Raw genomic sequence first — 25,310 nt, 5'->3', positions numbered from 1 at the left:
TATTAGTTTATTTCTCCATAAATGGTTTCGCCAATCTCAACAATATAGAAGTTCCTTTTTTAGAGGATTTAAGTTGAAGTGTACCACCTATCTCCCGAGCGCGTTTTTTCATATTGTTTAGCCCGTTGCCCATAACGATCGTTTCCGGTTCGAATCCTTTTCCGTTATCGGTAATCTCAATTAGGTACCGCCCATCTCCTTTTGAAATATTCACCTCGATTTCGTCGGCGTCGGCATATTTCAATGAATTGTTTACCGCCTCTTGAATGATTCTGTAAATATTCATTCCCTCTACAGATGAGAAGACATGCGATTCATCAACACTCTCTTCAATATTAAAGGAGAATTCGGTTTTTTCCGAAGCGTTTTTGGCGTGCTCAATAAAATTGGCGATTCGGGCCTGCAGGTCCTCAAAAGTTATGTTTTCCTTGTTCATCGCCCAAATAGTGTCGCGCAGTTCATAAATGGTCTGCGAGGTAAAGGCACTGATTCCGCTAAGTTTGTTGCCAAGTTTTTCACCAATGTCCGTAAAGCCGAATTTCAGGTTGTCAATGCTGGAAATTATAAAAGTGAGCTGCGCCCCAATATTGTCGTGCAAATCGCGAGAAATTCGCAAACGCTGTTCCTGCAGTTTATTTTGGGTTTCAATTTTTGCCAAAGCCGTTTTTAACTCGCCTTCTTTTTGAAGTTGGCGGTTTTTGAGCTTCTGCTGGTTATAGAGTAAATAGCCCAGCAGCCCGAGAACCAAAGCCAGCCCAAGACTGCCAAAAATAAAAGTGTTTTTTCGGCGCACCTCCAAATCTTTTTCTGCCAGCTGGGCGCGTTGTTGTAGGATTTCGTTTTGTTTTTTTTCGGTATCAAATTCCACGTTCAAGGCCGCAATTCTTTCCTGTACCTTTAATCCGTGAACGCTGTCCTTTACTGCCGCATATTGTTCAAAATAAAATAGTGCCGAATCTGTATTTTTTAATTTCTTATAGATATCAGAAAGCAGCTTGTAGTTATACTGGGTGAGGTTTTGATATTGTTTCTTTTTTGAAATAGGCAACGACTTATGGACTAGCGGAATTGCATTGCTCCATTTTTCCTCAGCAATAAAAACTTCTCCCAATTGGGTATAGTTTTCGGCAATCCCCAACGAATCTGCCCACTGTAAACGTTGCTGAAGCGATTTGTTGAAATATTCCCTCGATTTAGAAAAATTTCCCTGTAAACCATATGTCCCGGCCATATTGCTCCAACTGTAGGGAATGCCAATAGTATCGTTACGTTTCAGCTTTATCTCCAAGCCCTTTTCAAAATAGAACAGGGCACTGTCCAGCTCCTTATTTATTTCCTTTAAAACCCCGTAATTATTATAAATATCCTTGAGTTCATTCTCAAAATTATTGGCTTCTGCAATATTTTTCCCTTTTTGCATATAGCTAAGGGCCTTGGGCAAATCGCGATATTTCATACTATAACCCAATTCCGCATAATAATCTGCCACACGCTCCATTTTGCCGAGTTTCTCATAAATCTTGATCCCATTAATTGCTTGCTTGGTGCTTTCTTCGTAATTACCTTGATATCCATACACCAAACTCAACTGGGAATGGGCATCAGCCTGGCCCAGTTTATATTCTATTTTACGGGCGTCGTTTAGGTTTTTTTTAAAAATGGCAACTATGGAATCCTGCGGGAGGTTGAGCCCCTGCACATAGATTTTATTTATGGAATCGATTTTGGCCTTCTGGTGTTGAATATCCTGTGAATGAAGATTCCAAACCAACAGAAGCAGCAAAAGCTGGAGGAGATTGTTCTGCATAAAACTTATAATTGGATTTCGGGTTGCTCAAGCAGCGCAGCCGATAAGTTGTACTTCAGAAAATTATATTTCAAAAGCGCTTGTTCCCGAAAAAGAAGTTGTGTTCCGTGTAACTTAAAAGTATTTTCCAATTGGATCATCCGACCTCGGAACTGTGCAGTGGCCTCCTGTTTCCTTTTATAATGCCACCCCAAGAGCCCGAGGACACCAAAAACGAGCAAGCTGCTGAATATAATTGTTAAACCCATAGTCCGAGACTTTTAAAAAACTAAAGATACATTTTCTTTCCTTATAAATTTATAGGGTAACTGCCGTAAAAAAAATAAACCCCGGGGTAGCCCAAGGGTTTTTAAAAACTGCCAATGCTCCTCACTTCATCAGCGGTTTTTTAGGTTAGTTAGCTACTTAATTCCTGAAAATTCAGACGGCCCCTACACCCTATCCCCACAAAGTTTTGTGGCCGCCTTCCTTTTCGTTGGATCATACATTTAAAAACAAAATTGCCATTTTAAAATCTATGTTTCAATACGGCAATTGCCTTACTTTACCGTTGGTTTAATTTTTCAGTATCTGAAATGATTGTACCCCAAAGCGGGTCGTAACGTAAACCAAATACAAGCCGGGCGTACCCTGCATTTCAAATGAAATTTCAGCCATGTCATTATACCTATTACTTGCCACTACCTGCCCCAGCAAGCTGTATTGCGCAACCATTATAGTTTCAGAAGTTTTTGGCAGTTTCAACATTAACCGATCATGGGTTGGGTTCGGGAAAGCCAGTATTTTCTTGTCGGCAAGGAGGTCCTGAGTTCCCAAGACTCCACCCTCATAAACACGCACGGCACCCGTGAATGTTCCGTGGGAAGAAGAAAGGGGCATGCCAATAACCACGGTTTCGCCGCTGGCAGAAATGGCAGTATTGTAGCCCCCAAAGTCGCCGTCAACCAGACCGTTGATCCCGCTATCTACTTGGTACCAAGTATTGCCAACCAACCTATATACGCGGGTTTGGCCACGCAAATCTCCTCCGCCCGGATGCTGTACTGCCCCAGCGACAAGGGTGGTGCCGTCTGCCGATAGGGCTACGGAATGACCAAAATTATAGTTGTCATTTTCTCCATCTATGGCTTGGCCCAGCTGTTGCCATTGCGTTCCGTCCCATTCAAATGCGCGTACCTGCCCGCGGTCGGCTCCGTGGTGCCAAGCTCCTATTGCCAGCCGATTGCCATCAGCCGAAAAATCCAACGATTTTCCAAACCAATCGGTTTCTTCAGTACCGGTAAGCCTATTGCCCATCTGGTTCCATTGGGTGCCGTTCCATTCGTAGATATCAACACTGCCCGCATCCGTCGCGAAATCGTCGTTCATATGCGTGCCGATGGCCACTCTTGTTCCATCTGCGGAAAGTTTTATGCAATGGCCCATATAATCATATTGATTCTCACCTTCAATGGCACTGCCCATTTGGTTCCAGTCGGTACCATCAAAGGTATAGACCCGCACTTCCCCAATTTGTGTTCCCGAAGGTCCGGCAAGTGGGGCACTAATGGCCACGGTATTGCCATTTTCGTCTAACGACACAGACCAACCTGAATTTATATCGTTGAGAACTCCGCCAATGGTAGGTCCGAGTTGTTGCCAGGAGGTGCCGTTCCACTCAAAAACCTTTACGTGTCCGGCAGAAGCTCTTCCACCGGCCATAGCACCCGTGGCCCCGACGGCCAACCTGTTTCCATCGGGCGTCAAGGACGCGCTGTATCCAAATTTATAGTTGGCAGCCTCTCCCTCAAGGGTTTGGCCTCGCTGCGCCCATTGATTCCCGTTCCACGAAAATACGCGCATATTTCCCGATGACGACCCGTTGGGATCGGCCTGGTATGCTCCTACGGCCAGCGTGTTTCCATCGGCGCTAACAGAAATGGAGCTGCCCGTTGAATCAAATTCAGACCCAAAAAAATCAGCACCTTTTTGTTGCCACTGGCCGTTTACAGTGGCAGTAAGCATTATTGACCATAACAAGTACAATGTTGGTTTAAGTAAGTTTATTTTCATAATAGCTTGGTTTTATAAATTAAATAGTTTTACAAAGTTTAAAATCGCAAGAGATTCAAACAATAAGGCAATTGCCTTAATTACACGAAAAGTAAAACCGGAGGAAAAACTCACGTTTCGCCCCCGGCCCACGTAAAAACCTCAACATAGAGATTTTCTTTAAATATTTATTACTGATTGGTCACTTCAATATTGAACTGGCCGTCGGTTACTGAAACACTCTCACTAGTGTTATTCAAATTATAACCAGTAAAATTAAACGTACCCTTAATTGTATTTCCGTCGTAACTAGAAATGTTTAGCGTACCATTGTTTCCTTGTCCGGTTCCAACAGTTGAATAAACAACTACTGTATTAGGATCTGGGTTACTTGGATCTGGTAAAAAACTATATGTGCCAATATTAACAAAATTCAAATCATAGCTACCTTCGCCATCAAAACTCGTGAGAATAATTTGTAGGTTTTCAGACTGTTCTGTTCCACCACTAATGGCAATCGCTTGTCCTACACCAGAATTGGTCACCCTAGCCACTACTGTTCCTTGCATTCCTGAAAAGTTGTTTCCATCAACTTTTGCAGTAAATGTTCCAGTGCTGCCTTGTGGGTCATCGCCTCCATCATCATCTTTTTTACAAGAAGTTAAACTTACGGCAACTACTGCCATTAATACTAAAATAGATTTTTTAAATGTTTTCATAATGTTTGGTTTAATATTCCGCTATAGGCGAATACGTGATTAATGTTGAAGCAAAATTGACCCAAACCGAAAGTTTTTACAATAGGGCAATTGACGTATTCTGATATACGAATTACGATTTTAGATTGTAGTTTTCTAAAACTGAATGTGCGGAAACCGTTTTTGAATCTCCCTAATTTTTAATTGAAGTTTTTCCGAAAACTGAAGGTGTTCAGCACTATTTGGGTTGAAGGGCCTGTGGTTTAAACCACTTTGAACAGCCGTAATTTCTTTTTGAAGGGTTTCGGTTTCCGAAGCAATCCACACTCGTGAAAATTTCTGCCAAATAAGCTCGATGGCGGTCTTGTTTGGATGAAGCAGATCCTCGGCATAAAAACGGTAATCGCGCAGTTCGTCCATCATGATTTCGAAGGCAGGAAAGTAAAAGGATTTACGATTTAGGTCTCGAAAGCTATCGGGAGCCGATTTTAGATTTAAGAAGTGGTGGATTGCGGAAATGAGATGCGCTTTGCTGAGTGAATTTTCCGCGAAACCATCTTTAATATGCCGCACTGGCGAAACTGTGTTTATAATTGTCGCGGCTGGGTTTATTGTTGAAATTTTATCGAAAATAGTTTGAAGGCTTTTTGAAATTTCTTCGATGGAAAGCAATTCCTTTTGAAAATTTTGCTGCGGAAGTTTATGGCAGTTGGCTACAATTTCGCCTGTGCTGAGCGGAGCCGAAGCACGGTCGCTGAGCGGAGCCGAAGCGTCGACAGTTCTGTAAACCCACGATGTTCCAAAAGTAAAAATAATATGCGTTGCAGAAAAGAGAGCTTCGCGAAGGTTTTGCAAAGCCGAATTTAGATTACCTAAAAATTCATTTTTATCTAAAGCCGAAAGCTCAGAATGTGCTTCAAAACATTTCCAAACTTCGTTGTGCTGAAAAATATCTTTTTCGGAAAAGGAAACGTCGTCAATTGCACGAACAATCAGTTTTTCAATCGATACAGGATTGAAAATTACCCCAAACGTATTCTGCAGATTCTGAAACTTGAAATAATCAAACTTTCTTCCAATGTTTTCCGAAAAACAGCTTCCCATCAAAAGGATTTTGGAGGAATAATCTATTTGATTTTCTTCGGGGTTTAGCGGTATTTCGGTTTGGAGCTTCATCTGTTATATAAAATCTCTGTGTTCCCTGTGCCTTTGTGGTTTATAATTTACCACAGAGACACAGAGGTCACAGAGTCAAATCAAAAAGGTTTTTGCTTTTTCCAAAGCCTCTTCAATTCCCGCAGGATTCTTCCCTCCCGCAGTGGCAAAGAAAGCTTGTCCGCCGCCGCCGCCCTGGATGTATTTTCCAAGTTCGCGGACGATTTTTCCGGCATCCAGATTTTTATCGGCAGCCAATTCTTTTGAAATATAACAGGCAAGCAACGCTTTTCCATCGTGTTCGGCGCCAAAAACTAAAAATAGATTCTCGGTTTCGCCGCCCATTTCAAACGCCAAATCCTTCATTCCGCCAGCATCGAGGTCTATTTCTTTTGCAAGGAAATTGATTCCGTTTATTGCTTCAATTTCAGCTTTTAATTCGCCTTTTAGATTCTTGGCTTTATCCTTCAACAATTGCTGAATCTGTTTTTGCAAGGCACTGTTTTCTTCCTGCAGACTTTCCACGGCTTTCACGGGGTCCTGTGCATTGTTCAATGCTTTTTGGAGTGCGGCAAATGCTTCACTTCTATCAATAAAATATTGTTTGGCAGCATCGCCGGTAATCGCTTCAATTCTTCTAATTCCCGAGGCAACCGCACCTTCGGAAGTAATGAAGAAATGCCAAATATCATTTGTATTCGGCACGTGCGTTCCGCCACAAAGTTCCATCGATTTTCCAAATTTTATCGCGCGCACGCTATCGCCGTATTTTTCGCCGAAAAGCGCAATGGCACCTTCGTCTATGGCTTGCTGGTAGGGAATATTTCGCCTTTCTTCCAAAGCGATTCCCTCACGGATTCGGGCGTTTACAAAATCCTCCACCTGTTTCAGTTCCTCGTCGGTCACTTTTGCGAAATGCGAAAAGTCAAAACGCAAATTCCGGCTGTGGACCATACTTCCTTTTTGGGTAACGTGTTCGCCCAAAATGTTGCGCAGGCCTTGGTGCAACAAGTGGGTTGCGGTATGGTTGGCCGCGGTACGATTTCGCTGTTTTTCGTCCACTACGGCCACAAACGTACCCTCCAAATTTCGCGGAAGCGTTTTTGTAAAATGGATTATTAGATTGTTCTCCTTTTTGGTGTCAACAATATAAGTAATGCCGCCATCGGCAGCTTTTAAATAGCCTTTATCGCCCACCTGCCCGCCGCCTTCGGGATAGAACGGAGTTAGGTTGAAAACTAGTTGGTACATTTCGCCCTCCTTTTTGCTTTCCACCTTGCGGTATTTTGTAATGCGCACTTGGGTCTCCAAGGTATCGTAGCCCACAAATTCCTCCACATCATCTTTCTCCAGAACAATCCAGTCACCCGTTTCCACTTTTGTTGCGGCGCGGGAGCGGTCTTTCTGTTGCTGAAGTTCAGCGTCAAATTCCTTTTCGTTCAAAGAATAGCCGCGTTCACGAAGAATCAATGCCGTTAAATCTATCGGGAAGCCGAAGGTATCGTACAATTCAAACGCTTTTTTACCGGAAATTTCCTTTGAATCTGCGGTTTCAATAACGTTTTCAAGCAACACCAAACCTTGGTCCAGCGTTCGCAAAAACGATTGTTCCTCTTCGCGAATAACATTGGTGATTAAGTTCTTTTCAGTAATTAACTCCGGAAAAGCGTCGCCCATTTGCGCGCTGAGCGTTTCTACCAATTTATAAATGAAAGGCTCTTTTTTGTCCAAAAACGTAAACCCGTAACGGATGGCCCTTCTCAAAATCCTTCGTATTACATAACCGGCGCCAGTATTGCTCGGAAGCTGTCCATCCGAGATTGAAAATGCCACGGCGCGAACGTGGTCTGCAATTACACGTGTCGCAATGTCCTTTTTCTCGTCCTTTCCGTATTTTGAATTCGTAATTGCTTCAATCTCCCGAATGAGCGGTGTAAAAACATCGGTATCGTAATTGCTCTGTTTGTTTTGCAAAACCATACACAAACGTTCAAAACCCATCCCGGTATCAACGTGCTGTGCAGGTAATTTTTCAAGGCTGCCGTTGGCTTTTCGGTTGAATTGCATAAAAACCAAGTTCCAGATTTCCACTACTTGCGGGTGGTCGTTATTCACCAAATCCTTCCCCGGAATTTTAGCCTTCTCTTCCGCCGAACGGATATCTACGTGTATTTCGCTGCACGGCCCGCACGGACCTTGGTCGCCCATTTCCCAAAAATTGTCCTTTTTGTTTCCGTTTAAAATGCGGTCTTCGGGCACGAATTGTTTCCAAAGTTCATAAGCTTCGGTATCGCGCTCCAAGCCTTCACTTTCATCGCCTTCAAAGATGGTTACGTAGAGAATTTCCTTATCAATTTTATACACTTCGGTCAAAAGCTCCCACGCCCACTCGATGGCTCCTTTTTTGAAATAATCGCCAAAACTCCAATTGCCGAGCATTTCAAACATAGTGTGGTGGTAGGTGTCCATTCCCACTTCTTCAAGATCGTTGTGCTTTCCGCTTACGCGCAGGCATTTCTGTGTGTCTGCAATCCGGTTGCTTTTTGGCTTTCCATTTCCGAGGAAATATTCCTTAAAAGGCGCCATCCCACTATTGATGAACATTAGGGTTGGGTCGTTCTTCACCACCATCGGCGCTGAGGGCACAATGGCGTGTTGCTTCGACTTGAAAAATTCTAAAAATCTGGAACGGGTTTCCTTCGAGTTCATTTCTTATAAAGTTATGCTAAAATTAAGGGTTGGGCGCAGTGGCAAACAATTTCTATATTTGTAAAAACGTTACCTTTACTTCGCGCGAACAAACAACGCGCAAAAATAGCAATTTTTTAATGCATGTCTAAGGTTAAATATTACTACGATAGCGAAACGCTTTCGTACCGAAAAATAGAAAAGAAAAAAGGCCGAAAACTGAAGATTTTCGCCCTAAGTCTTTTGGGAATGTTTTTGAGCGGCTTTTTGCTACTTTTGGTTTATATAAATCTGCCTTCGGTTCAAACCCCAAAGGAGTTGGCACTGCAGCGCGAGCTGAACCAAATGCAGCTTCAGTTTGAGCTTTTGAACAAAAAAATGGAGCAGGCACAGGCCGTGCTTGCCGAGGTTGAGGAGCGGGACAACAATCTTTACCGTGTATATTTCGAGACCAACCCCATTCCCGAAGAGCAGCGGAGAGCTGGTTTTGGAGGTATTAACCGCTATAAGGATCTGGAGGGTTTTGACAATTCAAAATTGATAATAAATACCACCCGCAATCTGGATATTTTAACCAAGCAGATTGTGGTGCAGTCGAAATCATTGGATGAGATAGCCAAACTTGCCGAGGAAAAAGAAAAGCTTTTGGCCGCTATTCCTGCAATCCAACCGGTAAAGAATGAGGATTTAACGCGAATGGCTTCGGGTTTTGGATATAGAACAGATCCTTTCACGAAGGCCCGCAAGTTCCATTACGGAATGGATTTTACCGCCCCACGCGGAACCCCGGTTTATGCAACGGGCGATGGCAAAGTAACCCGCGCCGACAATACGGCCACGGGCTACGGAAACCACGTGGTGATTGATCACGGCTATGGCTATGAAAGTCTGTATGGACATTTGTACAAATACAATGTGCGCCCAGGGCAAAAAGTGCAGCGCGGCGACATTATAGGTTTTGTGGGAAGCACCGGAAGAAGCGAGGCTCCGCACTGCCATTACGAAGTTTTCAAGGATGGCGAACGCATTAATCCGATTAATTTTTACTACGGAAGTTTAACTGCGGAAGAATTTGCAGAAATCTTGAGAAAATCACAGGAAGAAAACCAATCTTTAGATTAAATTCCAAAAAATAAAAACCAAATTCCAAAAAATTGAAATTAATCACTGATAACCCTTAACCCTTAACCCTTAACCCTTAACCCTTAACCCTTAACCCTTAACCCTTAACCCTTAACCCTTAACCCTTAACCCTTAACCCTTAACCCTTAACCCTTAACAAAACAAATGCACATAGACCTACCCGAAAAACTATATTATGGCATTGGCGAAGTAGCCGAAGCTTTCGGCGTGAATACCTCGCTGATACGTTTTTGGGAAAAGGAATTTGATGTATTGAAGCCAAAAAAAAACGCCAAAGGCAACCGAAAGTTTACCCCGCAGGACATCAAAAATCTGGAACTCATCTACCATTTGGTGAAAGAGCGCGGGTTTACGCTGGAAGGCGCAAAAATCCATTTAAAGGAAAATAAACAAAAAACACTGGACCGGTTTGAGATTATCCGCAAACTGGAGTCGGTAAAAGCAGAACTTTTAAAAATCAAAGAACAACTCTAAAACCAATCGCATCATGAAAAAATGGTTACCCATCATTATTATCCTCGGCCTAATTTTAATTATTGGAGGTTATTTGGCCAGCCTTAACAACAAACTCGTGGAATTGGACCAAAAGGCCACCGCCCAGTGGGCCAACGTGGAAAGCTCGTACCAGCGCCGGGCAGACCTTATTCCAAACATTGTGAGCACTGCAAAGGGCTATGCCGAGTTTGAGCAGGAAACTTTGGTTGCCGTTACCGAGGCCAGAAGCAAAGCCACTTCCATAAATATCGACCCCTCAAACATAACTCCAGAGCAACTGGCGCAATATCAACAAGCGCAGGCAGGCGTAAGCTCTGCTCTTTCACGATTGTTGGCCGTTTTTGAAAGATACCCCGATTTAAAGGCAAATGAAAATTTCAAGGAATTGATTAACGAACTGGAACGCACCGAAAACCGCATCAACGTGGAGCGTAACAGGTTTAACGAAGAAGCGCGACTGTTCAATACCGAAATACATAAATTCCCAACAAAGATGTTTGCCGGGCTATTGGGCTTCCACGAAAAAGCATATTTCAAAGCCGATTCCGGTAGCGAAAAAGCCCCTGAAGTAAATTTTGATGACCTGGGAAAAGATGATTAAAAAACCCAAAAAGATTTGAGATTTGGGACAAGCGACGAAAAAGAGTTTCTTTATATAAATCTCAAAGATCTGGGTCTCAAGTCTCAAGTCTAACATCTAACATCTAACATCTAAAAAAATGTCTAAAGTTGAAGATTTTCTAACTTCGGAAGAAGAAGCTGCCATTATTGAAGCCATTCGTATTGCCGAAAAAAACACCTCGGGCGAAATACGCGTGCATTTGGAACCCAGTTCCATCTCGGCCGAAGAACCTAACGAACATATAGATGCCTTTGACCGTGCTGCGGAAGTGTTTGATACGCTGAATATGCACAACACCGCAGAACGCAACGGCGTGCTAATTTATGTTGCCATAGATGACCGAACGCTCGTAATTATGGGCGACAAGGGCATCAACGATATTGTGGGCCAGAATTTTTGGGAAAGTACCAAAGACATCATCATTAACCATTTTAAAAATGGTGATATGAAACAAGGTTTGGTGGAAGGAATCCTAAAAGCTGGCGAACAGTTGAAGAAACATTTTCCATTTAAAAAAGACGATAAAAACGAATTGCCGGATGATATTTCTATTGGGTAAAGCCATAGCCCCTAACCCCTAAAGGGGAACAAAGGTTTCGTAGAATTGCCATTTTTAAACTTTTAAACCCATAAACCCATAAACTTTTTATTTAAATATTACTTTTTACTGTTGTTTGTAGCAATCGGTTTTTTCTCCGAAAATGTTTCGGCCCAGTATGAAATTCCGCCGAAACCTGAAAAGCAGACCTCTCTTTACGATTATATCGACCTGCTCACACCGTCCCAAAAAAGTGCGTTGGAAAGTAAGCTGGTTCGCTATGCGGATTCTACCTCCACTCAGATTGTTTGTATTATTATCGGTTCCACAAACGGCGAGGACATTTCTATGCTCGGTGCGGAATGGGGCCAAAAATGGGGAATCGGGCAAAAAGGAGAAGACAACGGAATTGTAATTACCCTCGCCAAGGACGACCGAAAAGTAGATATAAACACAGGTTACGGCATTGAATACCGTATTACCGATTTAATGTCGGAACGCATCATCAACCGAATAATGATTCCCCAATTTAAAGAGGGAAATTACTATGCAGGTTTGGATCAAGGAAGTGATGCTATTTTTGCAGCATTGAAAGGTGAATTCAAAGAAGACCGCGATTTCGGAAAAAAGGACGGAACGCCCATCCCCTTTTTCATTATTTTCATCTTTATCATTATCATCATTGCGCTTATGCGAAAAGGAGGACGCGGCGGTAAAGGTGGAGGCGGCGGAAGCTTGCTGGACATTATTGTGCTAAGCAGCCTTGGCCGCGGAGGTTTTGGCGGAGGCGGGGGTAGCTTCGGCGGTGGCGGAAGTTTTGGTGGCGGCGGAGGCTTTGGCGGAGGTTTCGGCGGAGGAGGCTTCGGCGGGGGCGGTGCTAGTGGTGGGTGGTAAATTCAACTTATTTAACCCATTTCCTCAACAAATTCAAAAGCCCGTACTACCGAATACGGTTGATGTGAATATTTAGGCGGAAAGGCGCAATGTCCTCCGTGGGCAGGGGTTTCCAAAAACAGATAATCGTGGGCCTTGGCCATTTCCACAGGATGGTCTTTTGTCCCCAGAATGGGGTCGTCCCAAGCATTTATCACTAACAACGGCAATTTTATTCCTGCAACTGAATTTCCCGGGGAAGCATTCAGATAATAATCGTCTAAATTGCTGTAGCCACCGTGCACGGGAATGATGAACCGGGTCACAACATCATCAAAATTTTTGATGTATTTGGCAGCATCCGCAGGAACGGCATCGGGAAACTGGATGGTTTTTGCGGCTATCTTCGATTTTACCTTTCCTATAAACCGTCGCTGATAAATTTTACTGAATCCCGATTGCAATTTTTCGGCACTCGACCGTAACTGGAAAGGAGCCGAAATGGCTACCGCGGCCTTTACTTCCACTGGAATTTCACGCTTCCCCAAATAATTCATAATCTGGTCACCTCCCAAAGAAAAACCAACTAAGAAAATTTTGGTAAAACCGTTTTGCGCCACATGTTTTACTACATATTCCAAATCTTCTATGGAGGCGTGGTGGTACAATTGGGGCAATAAATTCATCTGGCCGCCACAACTGCGGTTATTCCACGCGAAAACCGAATAGCCTTTTTCAAGAAAATAATTGGCGCATACGTTATTGTAATTTTTTCTGGAATTCCCCTCAAGTCCGTGGCAAAGAATCACTGCCTTTTGTGAATCCTGCAACTTATAATCCAGCAGCAGATAATCGGCATCGGGCAATATCAGCTTTTTTCGGTCATAATCTGGCGGTCCAAATTTCCGGATGACCCCCGAATAGATGGTGGAAATATGCCCATTATGAAAAATGGGGTCTGGCCGGTATGTGGATTTTTCCAGATAAGGCATGGTTTGCTACATTGTCAGAAATTTCCTTTCTCCTTAAAGATAGGATTACATTTTCGGATTCTAAAATTTATTTGCAGCGGAAATACGTAAAAACTTATTCAAAAAAAAGATCAATCTTATTTCTTAGTTTCCGTTTACGAGATTCATTAGAAATTAAAAGTTTGTACAAGTAAAAGCTAAAAACTAAACATTAATTAGTCGAAATAAATAGAACCCCTTCCCGTCTCGCCCTTGCTTCCCAGGGTATTGAACTTATAGCTGAAGCTCAAAATAAAATACTGCCGAAGCACGGTGCTTTGGTTATCCTGTATAAAATTTTCAGAAAATGTGCGGCGTGCATTCGTGTTTTGGTTCAGCAGGTCATAAACTTTCAACGTTAACGTGCCCTGTTCCTTTAGCAGCGAATATGCCAAGGTACTGTTCCAGAACCAAGCACTTTTCTGAAAACCGGGAGCAATATCGGGGTTATAATCAAAATCAATTTCGTTCTTCCATTCAAAATTCTTCGGAACATAGAGACTTGTTGAAAGTTTAACCGAATGGTTCAAATAATTGCGGTCTTCAAAAATGTTGCTTTCAAAACTATTTTTTGAAATCCCGAGCGAGTAATACACCCGGATATCAAAAAGTTCTTGCCAAGAAAACGAAAGATTGGCATTGGGCGTAAGTGTAAAATTGTGGCTTTTATACTCAAGTCCATTGTTGAAATTTACGTCCTGCGAAAAATTGCCATATACGCCTATTCCGGTTTTAATGCTCCGTAAACTGTCCAAGCTGTGCTTTCGGTTGGTTGAGGCACTTCCCCTAATACTGTATTTGCCGTTAACATTGGCGTAGGTTGTGTTTCTTATATTGTTTGCATCAACATTTGTTGTCGCTACGACGGCATTTTCTGATGCATCGACATTTACATAAGCATAAAAGCCACTACCCTTTTGAAAATCATAATTATTGTAATTCAAATAAAAAGAATGGTTGTTTGTGGGTTTTAAATTTGGATTTCCGGTGATTATGTTCAATGGGTCGGCTACATTGGTATTGGGGAGCAACTGCTCAATTGCCGGTGCTTCATTCCGCAAAACATAACCGGTATATATTTGCGCTTTTGAAGAAAATTTAAAATTTCCACGCATATAAAGCTCCCAAGCCTCAAAATTATTATCAACTTTCAGTTCGGGCCGCAATGTATCCTCTCCCTGCAATTTTCGGAAAACATAACCTGCACCCATATCTGCCCAACCTTTTTCAAATCTATAAATTACCGATGTCAGCGGCGTACTGCGAATATCCTTAAACGTATAGTCGGTGCTTAGTAGGGAATTGAACAGTGTATAATTTTGTGAAACTTCATTAAAATCAAACACCGATTCAGCATTCATCGTTTGTTTGAGACCATAGGTATAACTCAGCTCCCAAAGCAGTTTTTTGGGCAACAACGGCAACCTATAGGTAAGCCGCGTGTAGTAATTGCTGTACTTTTTTTCAACATTGGTAAACTGATTTCTGTTCTCTTCGGAAGGGTTATCCCCAAAAATCTGCTTCGTGCTTAAAAGATAATCTTCTCCCGTGGTCGCGTTCCATTCATTGGTAAAATTGACTTTAAAGAAACCACCGCCAGCACCATACTTCTTTGTTAAATCCAACTGGTTTTTGAATTGTCGGGTACTTATTTCATTTGAATTGAAAAGCGACGAACTGTTGGTCACCAATCCATCTTCATCGAGAGAGGCAGCATCGGTCTCTCTGTGTCCAGAAAGTTTGGAATAGGAAATATTCGGCTTGATATTTATGAGAAATGTGGAATCTACCTTTATATCAAAACCCAGATTTACGTTATGACTATCTGTATCGCTATTGGTGGAACTATTGCTTTCGGTGAAATAACTGCGATCTGGCAAAATATTCTCCCGCTGTGTTTTGGAATCGCTATAGGAGTTGCTGCTGGAATAAAAATAATCTGCCGAAATATCGGTCTTTTTTTCGATGACATCGGCATAACTGCTGCCTAAGATTCTACTATTTACAATCCCATCGCCATAGCCAAAACTGCGACCGTCGATGGTAAAACTGCCAGAGCTGCTCATGGACATATTTCGCGGGCTTCCGAACATTTTTTCAATCTCGCCAAAACTAAAACCGGGCGAGTTGATATTGTTCCCTCCGCCGAGCACGCTCAAACGCCGGTCGTTGGCAAAATAATTAAAAATGCCCGCATATTCAAAACGTTCGTCAGTGCCACCTCCGGCCGCAACCCTTCCAAAAACACCCTTATTGTTCTCTTCCTTTATGGTAAGATTGATGGTCTTACTCTCTTGACTCCCTTTTTCGCCAGTAAATGCTTCAGACTTACCCTTGGTATCAACAATCTGTACTTTTTCAACAATATCCTTTGTCAGGTTTCGGGAGGCAATGGTAGGGTCGTTGCCAAAAAATGGTTTTCCGTTTACCATAATATTACTCACTTCCTTGCCGTTCACTTTTATCTTTCCGTCGGGGCTTACCTCCACACCGGGAAGTTCCTTAAGCAAATCCTCGATATTGGCGTCTTTTTTTGTTTTGAAGGAAGCCACGTTAAATTCCAAGGTATCCTTCTTAATAGTTACGGGCGCACGCGATTTCACGATTACTTCATCGAGATTTGCTACCGAAACCGAAATAGGAATTATCCCCAAATCCTGGATAGGTTTATCCAAATTCAATTCTTTTTGAAAATTTTCGTACCCCACAAAACTGATGTTCACACGCACATTTTTTTCCGAAGTTTTCCCTTCTAAGACAAACTTGCCGTTTCTATCTGTAATGGTATAAGTAATCAAGGTACTGTCTTTTACAGTTTCCATAAAAACAGTTGCGGCCTCAAGAGGGTTGCTGGATTCTTTGTCCGTCAATGTGCCAGAGACTTGAAAATTCTGTGAAAAGCCAAGGGAAGCAATTAGGAAGAAGACCACTAAAAAGTAATTCCTCATATTTATAAATGAAGCAAGTTTATTTTGAAATCGAAGATAGCGTTTAAAGTTGAAGCCATAAAAGAAATTTCCACAACGCTTAACACTTAATGAATCTACTTCTTCCTAAAATAAACCGTAATCGGAACCCCGGTAAAATCAAAGTTCTCCCGAAGTTTATTCTCAATAAAACGTTTGTACGGGTCTTTTACATACTGCGGAAGATTACAGAAAAATGCAAAACTTGGATACGGAGTTGGCAACTGCGTACAGAATTTTATTTTTACATATTTCGCTTTGTATGCTGGCGGCGGATACGCTTGGATAATAGGAAGCATCACTTCGTTAAGCTCACTGGTCTTAACTTTTTTGCTTCGGTTTTGGTAAACTTCTACTGCTGTTTCAATGGCTTTATAAATACGTTGCTTTGTAAGTACGGAAACAAAAACAATAGGCACGTCCACAAAAGGCTCAATTTGCTGACGGATGTATTTTTCGTAATCTTTCACACTGCTGCTTTCTTTGTCTTCCACTAAATCCCACTTGTTGGCAAGTATCACGATTCCTTTATTGTTTCGCTGTGCAAGCCAGAAAATGTTCTCCACTTGCCCGTCAAAACCGCGGGTAGCGTCAAAAATAAGGATGATAACATCGCAGTGCTCTATAGCGCGGACGCTTCGCATTACGGAATAAAATTCCAAGTCTTCCTTTACCTTGCTCTTTTTGCGGATTCCGGCAGTATCAACCAAATTGAATTCAAACCCGAAACGGTCGTATTTTGTATCAATACTATCGCGCGTAGTTCCCGCGATGTCGGTAACAATGTATCTGTCTTTGCCAATCAACGCATTGATGAACGAAGATTTTCCTGCATTCGGACGACCCACAACTGCAAAACGTGGAAGCTCGCTGTCATCCGGTTCTTCCCTATTCGGCAATGCCTTCACCAAATCATCGAGCAATTCACCAGTGCCACTACCATTAATGCTGGAAATATTGTATTGGTTTTCAAACCCAAGCGAATAAAATTCCAAAGCATCATTCACCCGAGAAGCAGCATCCACTTTGTTGATTGCCAAAAAGATTGGTTTTTTTGAACGGCGAAGCAATTTTGCAACCTCTTGGTCCATTCCCGTAACGCCACTTTCCACGTCAACCATAAAGATTATGGCATCTGCTTCATCAATGGCTAGTTCCACTTGCTTGTCAATTTCAGCTTCAAAAATATCGTCGCTTCCCTTCACATAACCGCCTGTGTCAATCAACGAAAATTCCTTTCCGTTCCAGTCACTTTTTCCGTAATGGCGGTCGCGCGTAACGCCGCTCACCGCATCCACAATGGCTTCCCTGCGCTGAATCAATCTATTGAAAAAAGTGGATTTTCCCACATTTGGTCTTCCTACGACGGCAACAATGCTCATAATCTTAATTTTAGGGTGCAAAAATAGCTTTTAGTTGGCAGAAAAAATACTATTTTAACGGCTTTAAAAATAAATAATTAAAGAATGCTTTCCAATGAAATTGTATTGCGCCCACGTTTCCAAATGGAACTTGAAGAACCCTGTTCACAATTGGTTATGAAATTTTCGGAAGTAAAAAAATCGCAAAATAGATTTATAATTTCCTGCGTGGACGATCACATTTTTATAAAACTTCCAAATAAGGAACAGCATTTTTGGTCGCCGCAACTGCATTTGGAAATAACTGAAAAAGATGAAAACTCCTGTTCCCTCCACGGTTTTTTCGGGCCAAATCCAACTGTGTGGACCATGTTTATGTTTCTGCATGTTGCGGTTGGAATTCTATTTATGGTAGATTTGACTTGGTTGTACTCCAATTACAATTTGGGAAACCCGATAACCATTCAAATCATTATTGCAGTTGTTTTGGTATTGGCTTGGATTTTACTGTATTTCGCCGGAGCCATGGGAAAGAAAAAAGGAAAACCCGGAATGCGCGAGCTTTATGATTTTATGAATGAGATTATAAATTCCAAATTTTAAGCACCAAATTCCAAATAAGTCTTAAATTCCGAATAAATTCCAAAATCAATACATCCCCCTAGCCCCCTTCAAAGGGGGAATTACTGCTTCTCTTTGGAAGGGTTGGGGTAGGACTTTTTCAAATTCCATATTCAAAGGAGTTGAGTTCGGTATCGGCCCATCGACAGGCGAGCTTGGAATTTGGAATTTGTGATTTGAAATTTATTTCTGGTTGTACCCAAATCGCCGTAGCTGCTTTTCGTTACTTCTCCAATCTTTATTCACCTTCACATAAAGTTCCAAATGAATTTGCTTTCCAAAGAATTTCTCCAAATCCTTTCGGGCTTCAGTGCCCACGCGCTTTAAAGCTGAACCTTTGTGGCCAATGATAATCCCCTTTTGCGTTTCGCGCTCCACCATAATTATACTACGGATGCGGATGATGTTTTCGTCCTCAAAAAATTCCTCGGTATCAATTTCAACGGAATAGGGAATTTCCTTTTTATAGTGCATCAGTATTTTTTCGCGAATGGCTTCGTTTACGAAAAATCGCTCGGGCTTATCGGTGAGTTGGTCTTTTGGATAAAAGGGCGGCGATTCGGGCAACAATTCAATAATTCGATTAAAAACTTCGTGAACCCCAAAATTTTGTAGTGCAGAAATCGCAAAAATTTCAGCATTCGGAACTTTTTCCTGCCAAAGCTTTAAGGCTTCGGAAAGCAGCTCCTCGTTGCCTTTGTCAATTTTATTTATCAGCAATAAAACTGGAATTTTTGAATTGGTTATTTTGTTGAAAAACGCTTCATCCTTCAATTCCTTTTCGCCCAATTCCACCAAATACAAAAGAATATCGGCATCCTCAAAGGCAGATTTCACAAAATCCATCATACTTTCCTGCAATTGGTACGCAGGTTTTATGATTCCGGGCGTATCGCTCAAAAGCACTTGAAAGTCATCGCCGTTCACAATTCCCAAAATGCGATGGCGCGTGGTCTGCGCTTTGGAAGTGATGATGGAAAGCCGTTCACCCACAAAAGCGTTCATCAACGTGCTTTTGCCCACGTTTGGGTTTCCAATAATATTTACGAATCCAGCCTTGTGTTTTGTCATTTCTTTGGAATTGATATTGCAAATTTAAGGCTTAAATCCCGAAACAATGGATTTGGTTCAATTTTAAAACTTTCAGCCTTGAAATCCTTACTTTTGTGAAATGCTTTTTCCAAAGAAAAAAATAGAGCTAGAAGAAGGCGATTATTACCTTACGCCCGAAGGCTACAAATGTTTTACGGAACAATACCACTTAAAACGCGGATATTGCTGTGAAAGCGGTTGCCGTCATTGTCCTTACGGTTTTGACAAAAAAACTGGGAAGCATCAATAAAAATATTTTTAGAAAATGACTTTTAAAGAACAAATTCAACAAGGCATTCCATCAGTTTTACCTGAAAAGAAACCTTACGACCAATCCATAAACCACGCGCCAAAGCGAAAGGAAATCCTTTCAAAAGAAGAAAAGGAACTCGCGCTGCACAACGCCCTTCGCTATTTCGAGCCGAAAAACCACGCTACGCTCCTACCCGAATTTCGCGAGGAGCTGGAAAAATACGGGCGCATTTATATGTATCGATTTCGTCCAGATTATAAAATGTACGCCCGGCCCATTGCCGAATATCCCGGAAAATGCGAGCAGGCAAAAGCCATTATGCTAATGATTCAAAACAACTTGGATTATGCCGTGGCGCAACACCCGCACGAATTGATTACCTATGGCGGAAATGGCGCGGTTTTCCAGAACTGGGCACAGTATCTTTTGGTGATGAAATACCTTTCTGAAATGACCGATGAGCAGACTTTGGTTATGTATTCAGGACATCCATTGGGGCTGTTTCCTTCCCATAAAGACGCGCCGCGGGTGGTGGTTACCAACGGTATGATGATCCCGAATTATTCAAAATCCGACGATTGGGAAAAATTCAATGCGCTTGGCGTTACGCAATACGGACAAATGACCGCGGGCAGCTATATGTACATCGGGCCGCAGGGAATTGTTCACGGAACCACGATCACGGTTTTGAACGGTTTCAGAAAAATTGAAAAAGAACCCAAAGGCGGTTTGTTTGTTACCTCCGGTCTCGGCGGAATGAGCGGCGCGCAACCCAAAGCCGGGAATATTGCAGGCTGCGTTACGGTCTGCGCCGAAGTGAATAAAAAAGCAACTGAAACCAGACACAGTCAAGGGTGGGTGGATGAAGTAATTTCAGATTTGGAAAAACTTTCAAAACGCGTAAAAGAAGCATTGGCGAATAAGGAAACCGTTTCGATTGCCTACGACGGAAACGTGGTGGAAGTTTGGGAAAAGTTTCATAAAGAAAACATTAAAATTGATTTGGGAAGTGATCAAACCTCGCTTCACAATCCGTGGGCGGGCGGTTATTATCCCGTTGGATTGACGTATGAAGAGGCGAACGAAATGATGGCAAACAATCCCGAGGAATTCAAAAAGGAAGTGCAAAAAAGTCTGCGCCGCCAAGTGGAAGCCATCAATAAGCACACTGCAAAAGGCACCTATTTCTTCGACTATGGAAATGCATTTCTTTTGGAAGCCTCACGCGCAGGTGCCGATGTGCTTTCCGAAGAAAAAAATAAGGAATTCAAATATCCATCTTACGTGCAGGATATTATGGGCCCCATGTGTTTTGATTACGGATTTGGGCCGTTCCGTTGGGTATGCGCTTCGGGAAAACCCGAAGATCTTCAAAAGACCGATGAAATAGCTTGTATTGTTTTGGAGGAATTGATGAAAAATTCGCCAAAGGAAATCCAGCAACAAATGCAGGATAACATCACTTGGATTAAAGGCGCACAGGAAAACAAATTGGTTGTTGGTTCGCAGGCACGCATACTTTATGCAGATTCAGACGGGCGTGTGCAGATTGCTTCGGCTTTCAACAAAGCAATTTCCGAAGGAAAAATTGGCCCGGTAGTTTTGGGGCGTGACCATCACGATGTTTCGGGAACCGATTCGCCCTATCGCGAAACTTCAAATATATACGATGGAAGCAGGTTTACGGCCGATATGGCCATCCAAAACGTAATCGGCGATAGCTTTCGCGGGGCAACTTGGGTGAGCATCCACAACGGTGGTGGCGTAGGTTGGGGCGAAGTGATAAACGGCGGTTTCGGAATGGTTCTTGATGGTAGTACAGACGCGCAACGGCGACTTGAAAATATGCTTTTCTGGGATGTGAACAACGGAATAGCCAGACGCAGTTGGGCACGGAATGACGAAGCTGTTTTCGCAATAAAACGTGCGATGCAAAACAATCCGCAATTAAAGGTTACGCTTCCCAATTTCGTTGATGATAAATTATTCAAATAAAAAATTGCAACTATGAAATGCCCACTAACAGATTATTAATTAATAGAAGGTGTTTTTGGGGCATTCCATCTTCCTATTTCTCAAATATTTTATACAGATGAAAGCACTTAAATTTTTACCCCTGCTCTTGCTTTTTGTTTTCGCTTCATGCTCCACCGTTCGCGTGGTCACCGATTATGACAAAAAAGCAAATTTTAACCAGTACAATTCCTTTGCTTTTTTTAAGCCGGGAATAGACAAGGCTGAAATCAGCGACCTCGACAAAAAACGAATTTTGCGCGCGATTGAGGCGGAACTTTCAGCGAAAGGAATGTCCAAATCAGAAAGTCCTGATTTGCTGGTCAGTATTTTTACCAAAGAACGTGAACGTGTTGATGTTTATAACAACAATTTCGGTTACGGCTGGGGCTGGAATCCTTGGTATTATGGCAGCTATTACGGCGGCAGCCACGTGGCCCGTTCCACAGAAGGGACGCTTTACATTGACCTAATTGATGCCAAAACCAACAATCTGGTTTGGCAGGGAATGGGTAGCGCTGATTTGGTTACCAGTGATATGGAACGAAAAGAAGAGCGCATCCGTGAAATTGTAGCCAAAATTTTAGCGGAATATCCGCCCGGAGCGATGAAGAAATAACTTTAGAAAACCTTCAATTAACAAAGCCTTGTTCTGAAAAAATAGTTTTAAGAGATTATTACTTAAAGCTATCGTAAAAAAATCGACCTCATCCGATTTAAAAATTTAAAAAAAGAAAAGGTATGAAATCTATTAAATTATTACTGCTAGTATTTTTTGTCAGTTTTGGAATACAGGCACAGGAACTGGTTACGGGAAAAGCTACTTTAATCCGCACTGCAGAAGGCATCTATGAAATCAAAAAAACAGATGGCACTATAAAAAAAATTAACATTCGGCCCAATGAAGATAAACACGTGCAAGGAACACTTGCCGTTCTGTTTAAGGATTGTGAGGAATTGAGACAATCGGTTTTTGAATCACGAATTGTTACAGAGGGGCAACTTATACAGGCCGTGGAGAGGTATAATAAATGTAATTACACCACTTTTGAACCTACTGAAAAAGAAATTGAGCAGGCTGCAAATTTTCAGGGTGACGAATATAAACTCTTTGCAAGTATTGGTGGTTCCTTGAACCGGATTAGTTTCTTCAACTTTGATGATTATGAAAATTTAACACAGGGCCAACTTAGTTTTGGCGTTGCCGCAACTCCAGGATTTATTGGTTCGTTACAAGGAAGCCTTTACTTCACTTTGGAAGCAAGTGCTGCATTTTCGGGCGATAAAGATTTTAGCAATTCGCCATTTACCACAAATTTCAAAAAGAATTCTTACAGAGCAAGTTTGGGGGCAGAGTATCATTTCAACAAAAAGGGTTCAATCCAGCCACTTATTGGAATAGGTGCAGGTCTGGTTCGCGATCATTACGACGGCAAGTATGATGGCTATAAAATAAAGCAAACAGAAGGCAGCGCCTTTTTAATTCCAAAAGCAGGGGTTTTATTTTCACTGGATGACAAAAAATCCTTAGGGGTGATTGTAAGCTATATTCCCGAATATGAGAATGATCTTACTTTTATTGGCGATGGCGACATAATTCCTTTAATTATTGACACCCATTTTATAAATGCTAGTTTGTATCTTTACTTTTAAATGAATTTTTTACGGTACAAAATTCCGTATTGTATATTTTCTTTAAAAGGTATTGATGCTAAAACTTTCAAAATATAATCAGCGCTCTCTATATGGAGGACTGATTGCAGCAATTATTACTGGCGCTGGAGTTTTCCTTTTGGGAAATATTTCCGGATACGAAGCAAAAAAACTAATCACCTCTTCCCTGCCAGGGATAAATATGCTCTGCAACACTATTGTCCTTGCTTCGGCAACTATTTTGGCGCTTTTGCTAACCCTTTTGGGAATAAGTTCGGGCTCCAAGTCAAAGTTAAAGCGCGAGCATTATACGCAAGTTATGGCTATTGCAAAGTTGGATACAGTCCTTTTTGTAATAGCCATTATTCTTTTTCAAATATTCAATATTCCCATTACCGAATCGGAAGAATTGCCCACTACTTGGTATTCAAACATATATTGGGCCACCCTGTTTCTTTCTTCATTGTTGAGCGGCGGGATGGTTTCTGTAATTTTGATGCTTTACAATACTGTTATAAATATGATCAAAATTGTGGGACTTGGCGAAGAGGATCATCCGCTTGTTTTTAAAGAAGACGATAATGATGTAACTAATGAATAAAAAAAGCCTTTCCGCAAAACGGGAAGACTTTTTTAAAATTGGGATTAAACAAGTTTACTGTTTTATCAGTTTTATTCCCTTATTAACGATTTCATTTGTAGAAACATTCATAAAATAAATTCCAGATTTCCAGTTTTGGGCATTAATATTTGCCTCGGTTTCGCCACTATATTTGGCGGAAAACAATTGTTGGCCCAAAACATTATAAATTGAAATTGATTCGATAGGTGAATTGCTCTTTAAAATCATTTCATCTTTCACAGGATTTGTAAAGAATATGGAAACATTTGAAAATTCTTCAATTCCTGCAGTTTCATCCTCAATATTCTGAGCATAAATTTTTAGACCACTACCTTTATCCTCAGCAAAAACTGCCACATTCTGCATATTTGCTTCCTCTGTAAAATTCACTCTGATTTTTGCTGCTGCAAAGGTCGCTACTGGACGGGTTTCTTCCGGCCAAGCAAAGTCACCGTTTTCGTCAAGATAGACGGCATTTAAAGTGGTGGGTGAAACTCCATTGTTCTCTCCTTCTTCCATCAAAAAAAGCGGATTGCCATTTCTTAAACGAAGTGGTCCAGCATGGGATATATCATCTCCAATGGCGAAAACAACCTTCGCGTTATCTGTAAATTGACGTGCGCCAGATTCTTTATTAAATTTTTGAACATATTCACCTCGTTCGTTTTGATTTGTATCAGTATAGGTCGCAATGGCCCAAACGTATTGCGATCCTGATTGGAATGCAATTTCAGTATCCATTTCATAATCTGTTTCATTGGTGTCAAAATCGGATCCATTGATACCCCAAGGCAATGTTCCGTCAGGATTAATTCGTTGTAAATAGGAGTCAAATCGAGTTCCAGCGGAAGCAGAATAACCCATATAGACTACATCACCATCCTGCAAACCTGTATAGGAACGGTTAAAGGCGGTAGCTCTATCCGCAATTTGCACGGTATTTGACCATACTGGATTTCCGTCCGAATCATATCTTTGGGCATATAAATTTGAATTTATACCGCTTAACAGTTTATGAAAAACGGCAATATATTCTCCCCCAGAAATTTCAAAAAAATTGCCTGGAGCAGCAAAGCCTGAACCTGCAGTTAGCGGTTGGGTAGTTGGCCAAACCGCATTCCCACTTCCGTCATATTTTTGCATTACAGCGCCAGAAGATCCTAACCAGCTAACAATAGCACCACCAGCAGAAAGTGGCAAAACAGTAACTATGTTTCCACTGCCCACATTTACACCATTGGCACCCCATAAATGGTTGCCAGCAGTATCCATTTTGAAAACATAGGCAGGGTCTCCCCCACCGGTTCCAGTCACGCCTATATAAAGATGATCATCCATATCAACTACTGTATTCATAATTACAGTAAAACTGCTCATCGGTATTTGGTCGCTCACCAGCATTCCATCATTCCCTAACGTTCGGTTTCCTTCGGCATCCATAACTTGCATTCGCAGCTCAATGTTGGTAGACGCTCCAACGTTTTTCCAATAAACCACGTAGGTTTGTCCGTCCGTAGTTCCTTTGGCTTGTACATCAAGTTCGCCAGATTCAGCCACAAGTGTATTTGTATCTGTATCTGTTGTCCACTGTGCAGAGGCAACAAACATTGATAAAAAGCAAGAAATTGTAATAATTGTTTTCATAATGTGGATTTAAAAATATTTATAG

Annotated in this window: 22 protein-coding genes; 11 read left to right on the top strand and 11 right to left on the bottom strand. The window is 41.8% G+C overall.

Going from position 1 to position 25,310, the window contains the following annotated elements; genetic code table 11:
* Positions 1-7: 7 nt before the first annotated feature.
* The 6 genes from MB09_RS16325 to alaS form a co-directional block, all read right to left on the bottom strand.
* Entirely contained in the window at positions 8-1,807 is a 1,800-nt protein-coding gene (locus MB09_RS16325; protein ID WP_052671268.1) for a tetratricopeptide repeat-containing sensor histidine kinase, read from the bottom strand.
* Between the two features lie 5 nt (positions 1,808-1,812).
* Positions 1,813-2,055, bottom strand: coding sequence for a hypothetical protein (locus MB09_RS02025; RefSeq protein ID WP_045079175.1), 243 nt, complete (start codon positions 2,053-2,055; stop codon positions 1,813-1,815).
* A 307-nt stretch (positions 2,056-2,362) separates the two neighbouring features.
* Positions 2,363-3,859, bottom strand: a complete 1,497-nt coding sequence (locus MB09_RS02020) for a T9SS type A sorting domain-containing protein (RefSeq protein ID WP_084709012.1) — start codon at positions 3,857-3,859, stop codon at positions 2,363-2,365.
* Positions 3,860-4,029: 170 nt separating this feature from the next.
* Positions 4,030-4,557 (bottom strand): DUF6252 family protein, encoded by a 528-nt coding sequence (locus MB09_RS02010; protein ID WP_131459795.1) that lies wholly within the window; start codon positions 4,555-4,557, stop codon positions 4,030-4,032.
* Positions 4,558-4,692: 135 nt separating this feature from the next.
* Positions 4,693-5,712, bottom strand: a complete 1,020-nt coding sequence (locus MB09_RS02005) for a GSCFA domain-containing protein (RefSeq protein WP_045079171.1) — start codon at positions 5,710-5,712, stop codon at positions 4,693-4,695.
* Between the two features lie 75 nt (positions 5,713-5,787).
* Positions 5,788-8,400: an alanine--tRNA ligase gene (gene alaS / locus MB09_RS02000; protein WP_045079170.1), complete on the bottom strand. Its 2,613-nt coding sequence runs from the start codon at positions 8,398-8,400 to the stop codon at positions 5,788-5,790.
* 123 nt (positions 8,401-8,523) lie between these two features.
* Here alaS and MB09_RS01995 point away from each other — a divergent pair, with 123 nt between their 5' ends.
* From MB09_RS01995 to MB09_RS01975, 5 genes are all read left to right on the top strand, one after another.
* Entirely contained in the window at positions 8,524-9,501 is a 978-nt protein-coding gene (locus MB09_RS01995) for a M23 family metallopeptidase (RefSeq protein ID WP_045079169.1), read from the top strand.
* Positions 9,502-9,666: 165 nt separating this feature from the next.
* Entirely contained in the window at positions 9,667-9,996 is a 330-nt protein-coding gene (locus MB09_RS01990; protein ID WP_045079168.1) for a MerR family transcriptional regulator, read from the top strand.
* A 13-nt stretch (positions 9,997-10,009) separates the two neighbouring features.
* A complete protein-coding gene (locus MB09_RS01985; protein WP_045079167.1) occupies positions 10,010-10,618 on the top strand; it encodes a LemA family protein in 609 nt (202 codons plus the stop codon).
* Between the two features lie 118 nt (positions 10,619-10,736).
* Positions 10,737-11,198, top strand: coding sequence for a TPM domain-containing protein (locus MB09_RS01980; RefSeq protein ID WP_045079166.1), 462 nt, complete (start codon positions 10,737-10,739; stop codon positions 11,196-11,198).
* A 111-nt stretch (positions 11,199-11,309) separates the two neighbouring features.
* Positions 11,310-12,071, top strand: coding sequence for a TPM domain-containing protein (locus MB09_RS01975; RefSeq protein ID WP_240484794.1), 762 nt, complete (start codon positions 11,310-11,312; stop codon positions 12,069-12,071).
* A gap of 11 nt (positions 12,072-12,082) precedes the next feature.
* Here the strand turns inward: MB09_RS01975 and MB09_RS01970 are convergent, their stop codons facing one another.
* The 3 genes from MB09_RS01970 to der form a co-directional block, all read right to left on the bottom strand.
* Positions 12,083-13,042 (bottom strand): YheT family hydrolase, encoded by a 960-nt coding sequence (locus tag MB09_RS01970; protein ID WP_045079164.1) that lies wholly within the window; start codon positions 13,040-13,042, stop codon positions 12,083-12,085.
* 194 nt (positions 13,043-13,236) lie between these two features.
* Positions 13,237-16,008 carry an outer membrane beta-barrel protein gene (locus tag MB09_RS01965; RefSeq protein ID WP_045079163.1) on the bottom strand — a complete coding sequence of 924 codons (2,772 nt, stop codon included), beginning with the start codon at positions 16,006-16,008 and terminating at the stop codon, positions 13,237-13,239.
* Positions 16,009-16,103: 95 nt separating this feature from the next.
* The gene (gene der / locus MB09_RS01960) at positions 16,104-17,411 is read right to left on the bottom strand and encodes a ribosome biogenesis GTPase Der (protein WP_045079346.1); all 1,308 of its coding nucleotides are present in this window, start codon (positions 17,409-17,411) and stop codon (positions 16,104-16,106) included.
* Between the two features lie 81 nt (positions 17,412-17,492).
* Between der and MB09_RS01955 the strand changes: the two genes are divergently transcribed.
* Positions 17,493-17,990, top strand: coding sequence for a hypothetical protein (locus tag MB09_RS01955; protein ID WP_045079162.1), 498 nt, complete (start codon positions 17,493-17,495; stop codon positions 17,988-17,990).
* Positions 17,991-18,191: 201 nt separating this feature from the next.
* On the opposite strand, the gene era is transcribed toward MB09_RS01955, so the two are convergent.
* Positions 18,192-19,079 (bottom strand): GTPase Era, encoded by an 888-nt coding sequence (gene era / locus MB09_RS01950; protein WP_045079161.1) that lies wholly within the window; start codon positions 19,077-19,079, stop codon positions 18,192-18,194.
* A 100-nt stretch (positions 19,080-19,179) separates the two neighbouring features.
* On the opposite strand from era, the gene MB09_RS16085 reads away from it, so the two are divergent.
* The 5 genes from MB09_RS16085 (at position 19,180) to MB09_RS01930 (ending at position 23,620) form a co-directional block, all read left to right on the top strand.
* The gene (locus MB09_RS16085) at positions 19,180-19,350 is read left to right on the top strand and encodes a DUF5522 domain-containing protein (protein WP_157881732.1); all 171 of its coding nucleotides are present in this window, start codon (positions 19,180-19,182) and stop codon (positions 19,348-19,350) included.
* Between the two features lie 15 nt (positions 19,351-19,365).
* The gene (locus MB09_RS01945; RefSeq protein ID WP_045079160.1) at positions 19,366-21,348 is read left to right on the top strand and encodes a urocanate hydratase; all 1,983 of its coding nucleotides are present in this window, start codon (positions 19,366-19,368) and stop codon (positions 21,346-21,348) included.
* Positions 21,349-21,445: 97 nt separating this feature from the next.
* Positions 21,446-21,985: a DUF4136 domain-containing protein gene (locus MB09_RS01940; RefSeq protein WP_045079159.1), complete on the top strand. Its 540-nt coding sequence runs from the start codon at positions 21,446-21,448 to the stop codon at positions 21,983-21,985.
* A gap of 122 nt (positions 21,986-22,107) precedes the next feature.
* Positions 22,108-23,019, top strand: coding sequence for a porin family protein (locus tag MB09_RS01935; protein WP_045079158.1), 912 nt, complete (start codon positions 22,108-22,110; stop codon positions 23,017-23,019).
* A 55-nt stretch (positions 23,020-23,074) separates the two neighbouring features.
* Positions 23,075-23,620 (top strand): hypothetical protein, encoded by a 546-nt coding sequence (locus tag MB09_RS01930; RefSeq protein ID WP_045079157.1) that lies wholly within the window; start codon positions 23,075-23,077, stop codon positions 23,618-23,620.
* A 54-nt stretch (positions 23,621-23,674) separates the two neighbouring features.
* Here MB09_RS01930 and MB09_RS01925 read toward each other — a convergent pair whose 3' ends face one another.
* Entirely contained in the window at positions 23,675-25,285 is a 1,611-nt protein-coding gene (locus tag MB09_RS01925) for a T9SS type A sorting domain-containing protein (protein ID WP_084709010.1), read from the bottom strand.
* Positions 25,286-25,310 lie beyond the last annotated feature (25 nt).

The sequence above is a fragment of the Aequorivita vladivostokensis genome (assembly GCF_000952855.1).
Classification (GTDB): Bacteria; Bacteroidota; Bacteroidia; order Flavobacteriales; family Flavobacteriaceae; genus Aequorivita; species Aequorivita vladivostokensis.
The sequence above is the reverse complement of the archived record's forward strand: the minus strand, read 5'-3'. Positions and strand labels throughout refer to the sequence as shown.

Excerpts from the sequence above, each read along its gene's own strand:
- MB09_RS16325 (WP_052671268.1), bottom strand. The coding sequence starts at position 1,807 with ATGCAGAACAATCTCCTCCAGCTTTTGCTGCTTCTGTTGGTTTGGAAT.
- MB09_RS02025 (WP_045079175.1), bottom strand. The coding sequence starts at position 2,055 with ATGGGTTTAACAATTATATTCAGCAGCTTGCTCGTTTTTGGTGTCCTC.
- MB09_RS02020 (WP_084709012.1), bottom strand. The coding sequence starts at position 3,859 with ATGAAAATAAACTTACTTAAACCAACATTGTACTTGTTATGGTCAATA.
- MB09_RS02010 (WP_131459795.1), bottom strand. The coding sequence starts at position 4,557 with ATGAAAACATTTAAAAAATCTATTTTAGTATTAATGGCAGTAGTTGCC.
- MB09_RS02005 (WP_045079171.1), bottom strand. The coding sequence starts at position 5,712 with ATGAAGCTCCAAACCGAAATACCGCTAAACCCCGAAGAAAATCAAATA.
- alaS (WP_045079170.1), bottom strand. The coding sequence starts at position 8,400 with ATGAACTCGAAGGAAACCCGTTCCAGATTTTTAGAATTTTTCAAGTCG.
- MB09_RS01995 (WP_045079169.1), top strand. The coding sequence starts at position 8,524 with ATGTCTAAGGTTAAATATTACTACGATAGCGAAACGCTTTCGTACCGA.
- MB09_RS01990 (WP_045079168.1), top strand. The coding sequence starts at position 9,667 with ATGCACATAGACCTACCCGAAAAACTATATTATGGCATTGGCGAAGTA.
- MB09_RS01985 (WP_045079167.1), top strand. The coding sequence starts at position 10,010 with ATGAAAAAATGGTTACCCATCATTATTATCCTCGGCCTAATTTTAATT.
- MB09_RS01980 (WP_045079166.1), top strand. The coding sequence starts at position 10,737 with ATGTCTAAAGTTGAAGATTTTCTAACTTCGGAAGAAGAAGCTGCCATT.
- MB09_RS01970 (WP_045079164.1), bottom strand. The coding sequence starts at position 13,042 with ATGCCTTATCTGGAAAAATCCACATACCGGCCAGACCCCATTTTTCAT.
- MB09_RS01965 (WP_045079163.1), bottom strand. The coding sequence starts at position 16,008 with ATGAGGAATTACTTTTTAGTGGTCTTCTTCCTAATTGCTTCCCTTGGC.
- MB09_RS01955 (WP_045079162.1), top strand. The coding sequence starts at position 17,493 with ATGCTTTCCAATGAAATTGTATTGCGCCCACGTTTCCAAATGGAACTT.
- era (WP_045079161.1), bottom strand. The coding sequence starts at position 19,079 with ATGACAAAACACAAGGCTGGATTCGTAAATATTATTGGAAACCCAAAC.
- MB09_RS16085 (WP_157881732.1), top strand. The coding sequence starts at position 19,180 with ATGCTTTTTCCAAAGAAAAAAATAGAGCTAGAAGAAGGCGATTATTAC.
- MB09_RS01945 (WP_045079160.1), top strand. The coding sequence starts at position 19,366 with ATGACTTTTAAAGAACAAATTCAACAAGGCATTCCATCAGTTTTACCT.
- MB09_RS01940 (WP_045079159.1), top strand. The coding sequence starts at position 21,446 with ATGAAAGCACTTAAATTTTTACCCCTGCTCTTGCTTTTTGTTTTCGCT.
- MB09_RS01935 (WP_045079158.1), top strand. The coding sequence starts at position 22,108 with ATGAAATCTATTAAATTATTACTGCTAGTATTTTTTGTCAGTTTTGGA.
- MB09_RS01930 (WP_045079157.1), top strand. The coding sequence starts at position 23,075 with ATGCTAAAACTTTCAAAATATAATCAGCGCTCTCTATATGGAGGACTG.
- MB09_RS01925 (WP_084709010.1), bottom strand. The coding sequence starts at position 25,285 with ATGAAAACAATTATTACAATTTCTTGCTTTTTATCAATGTTTGTTGCC.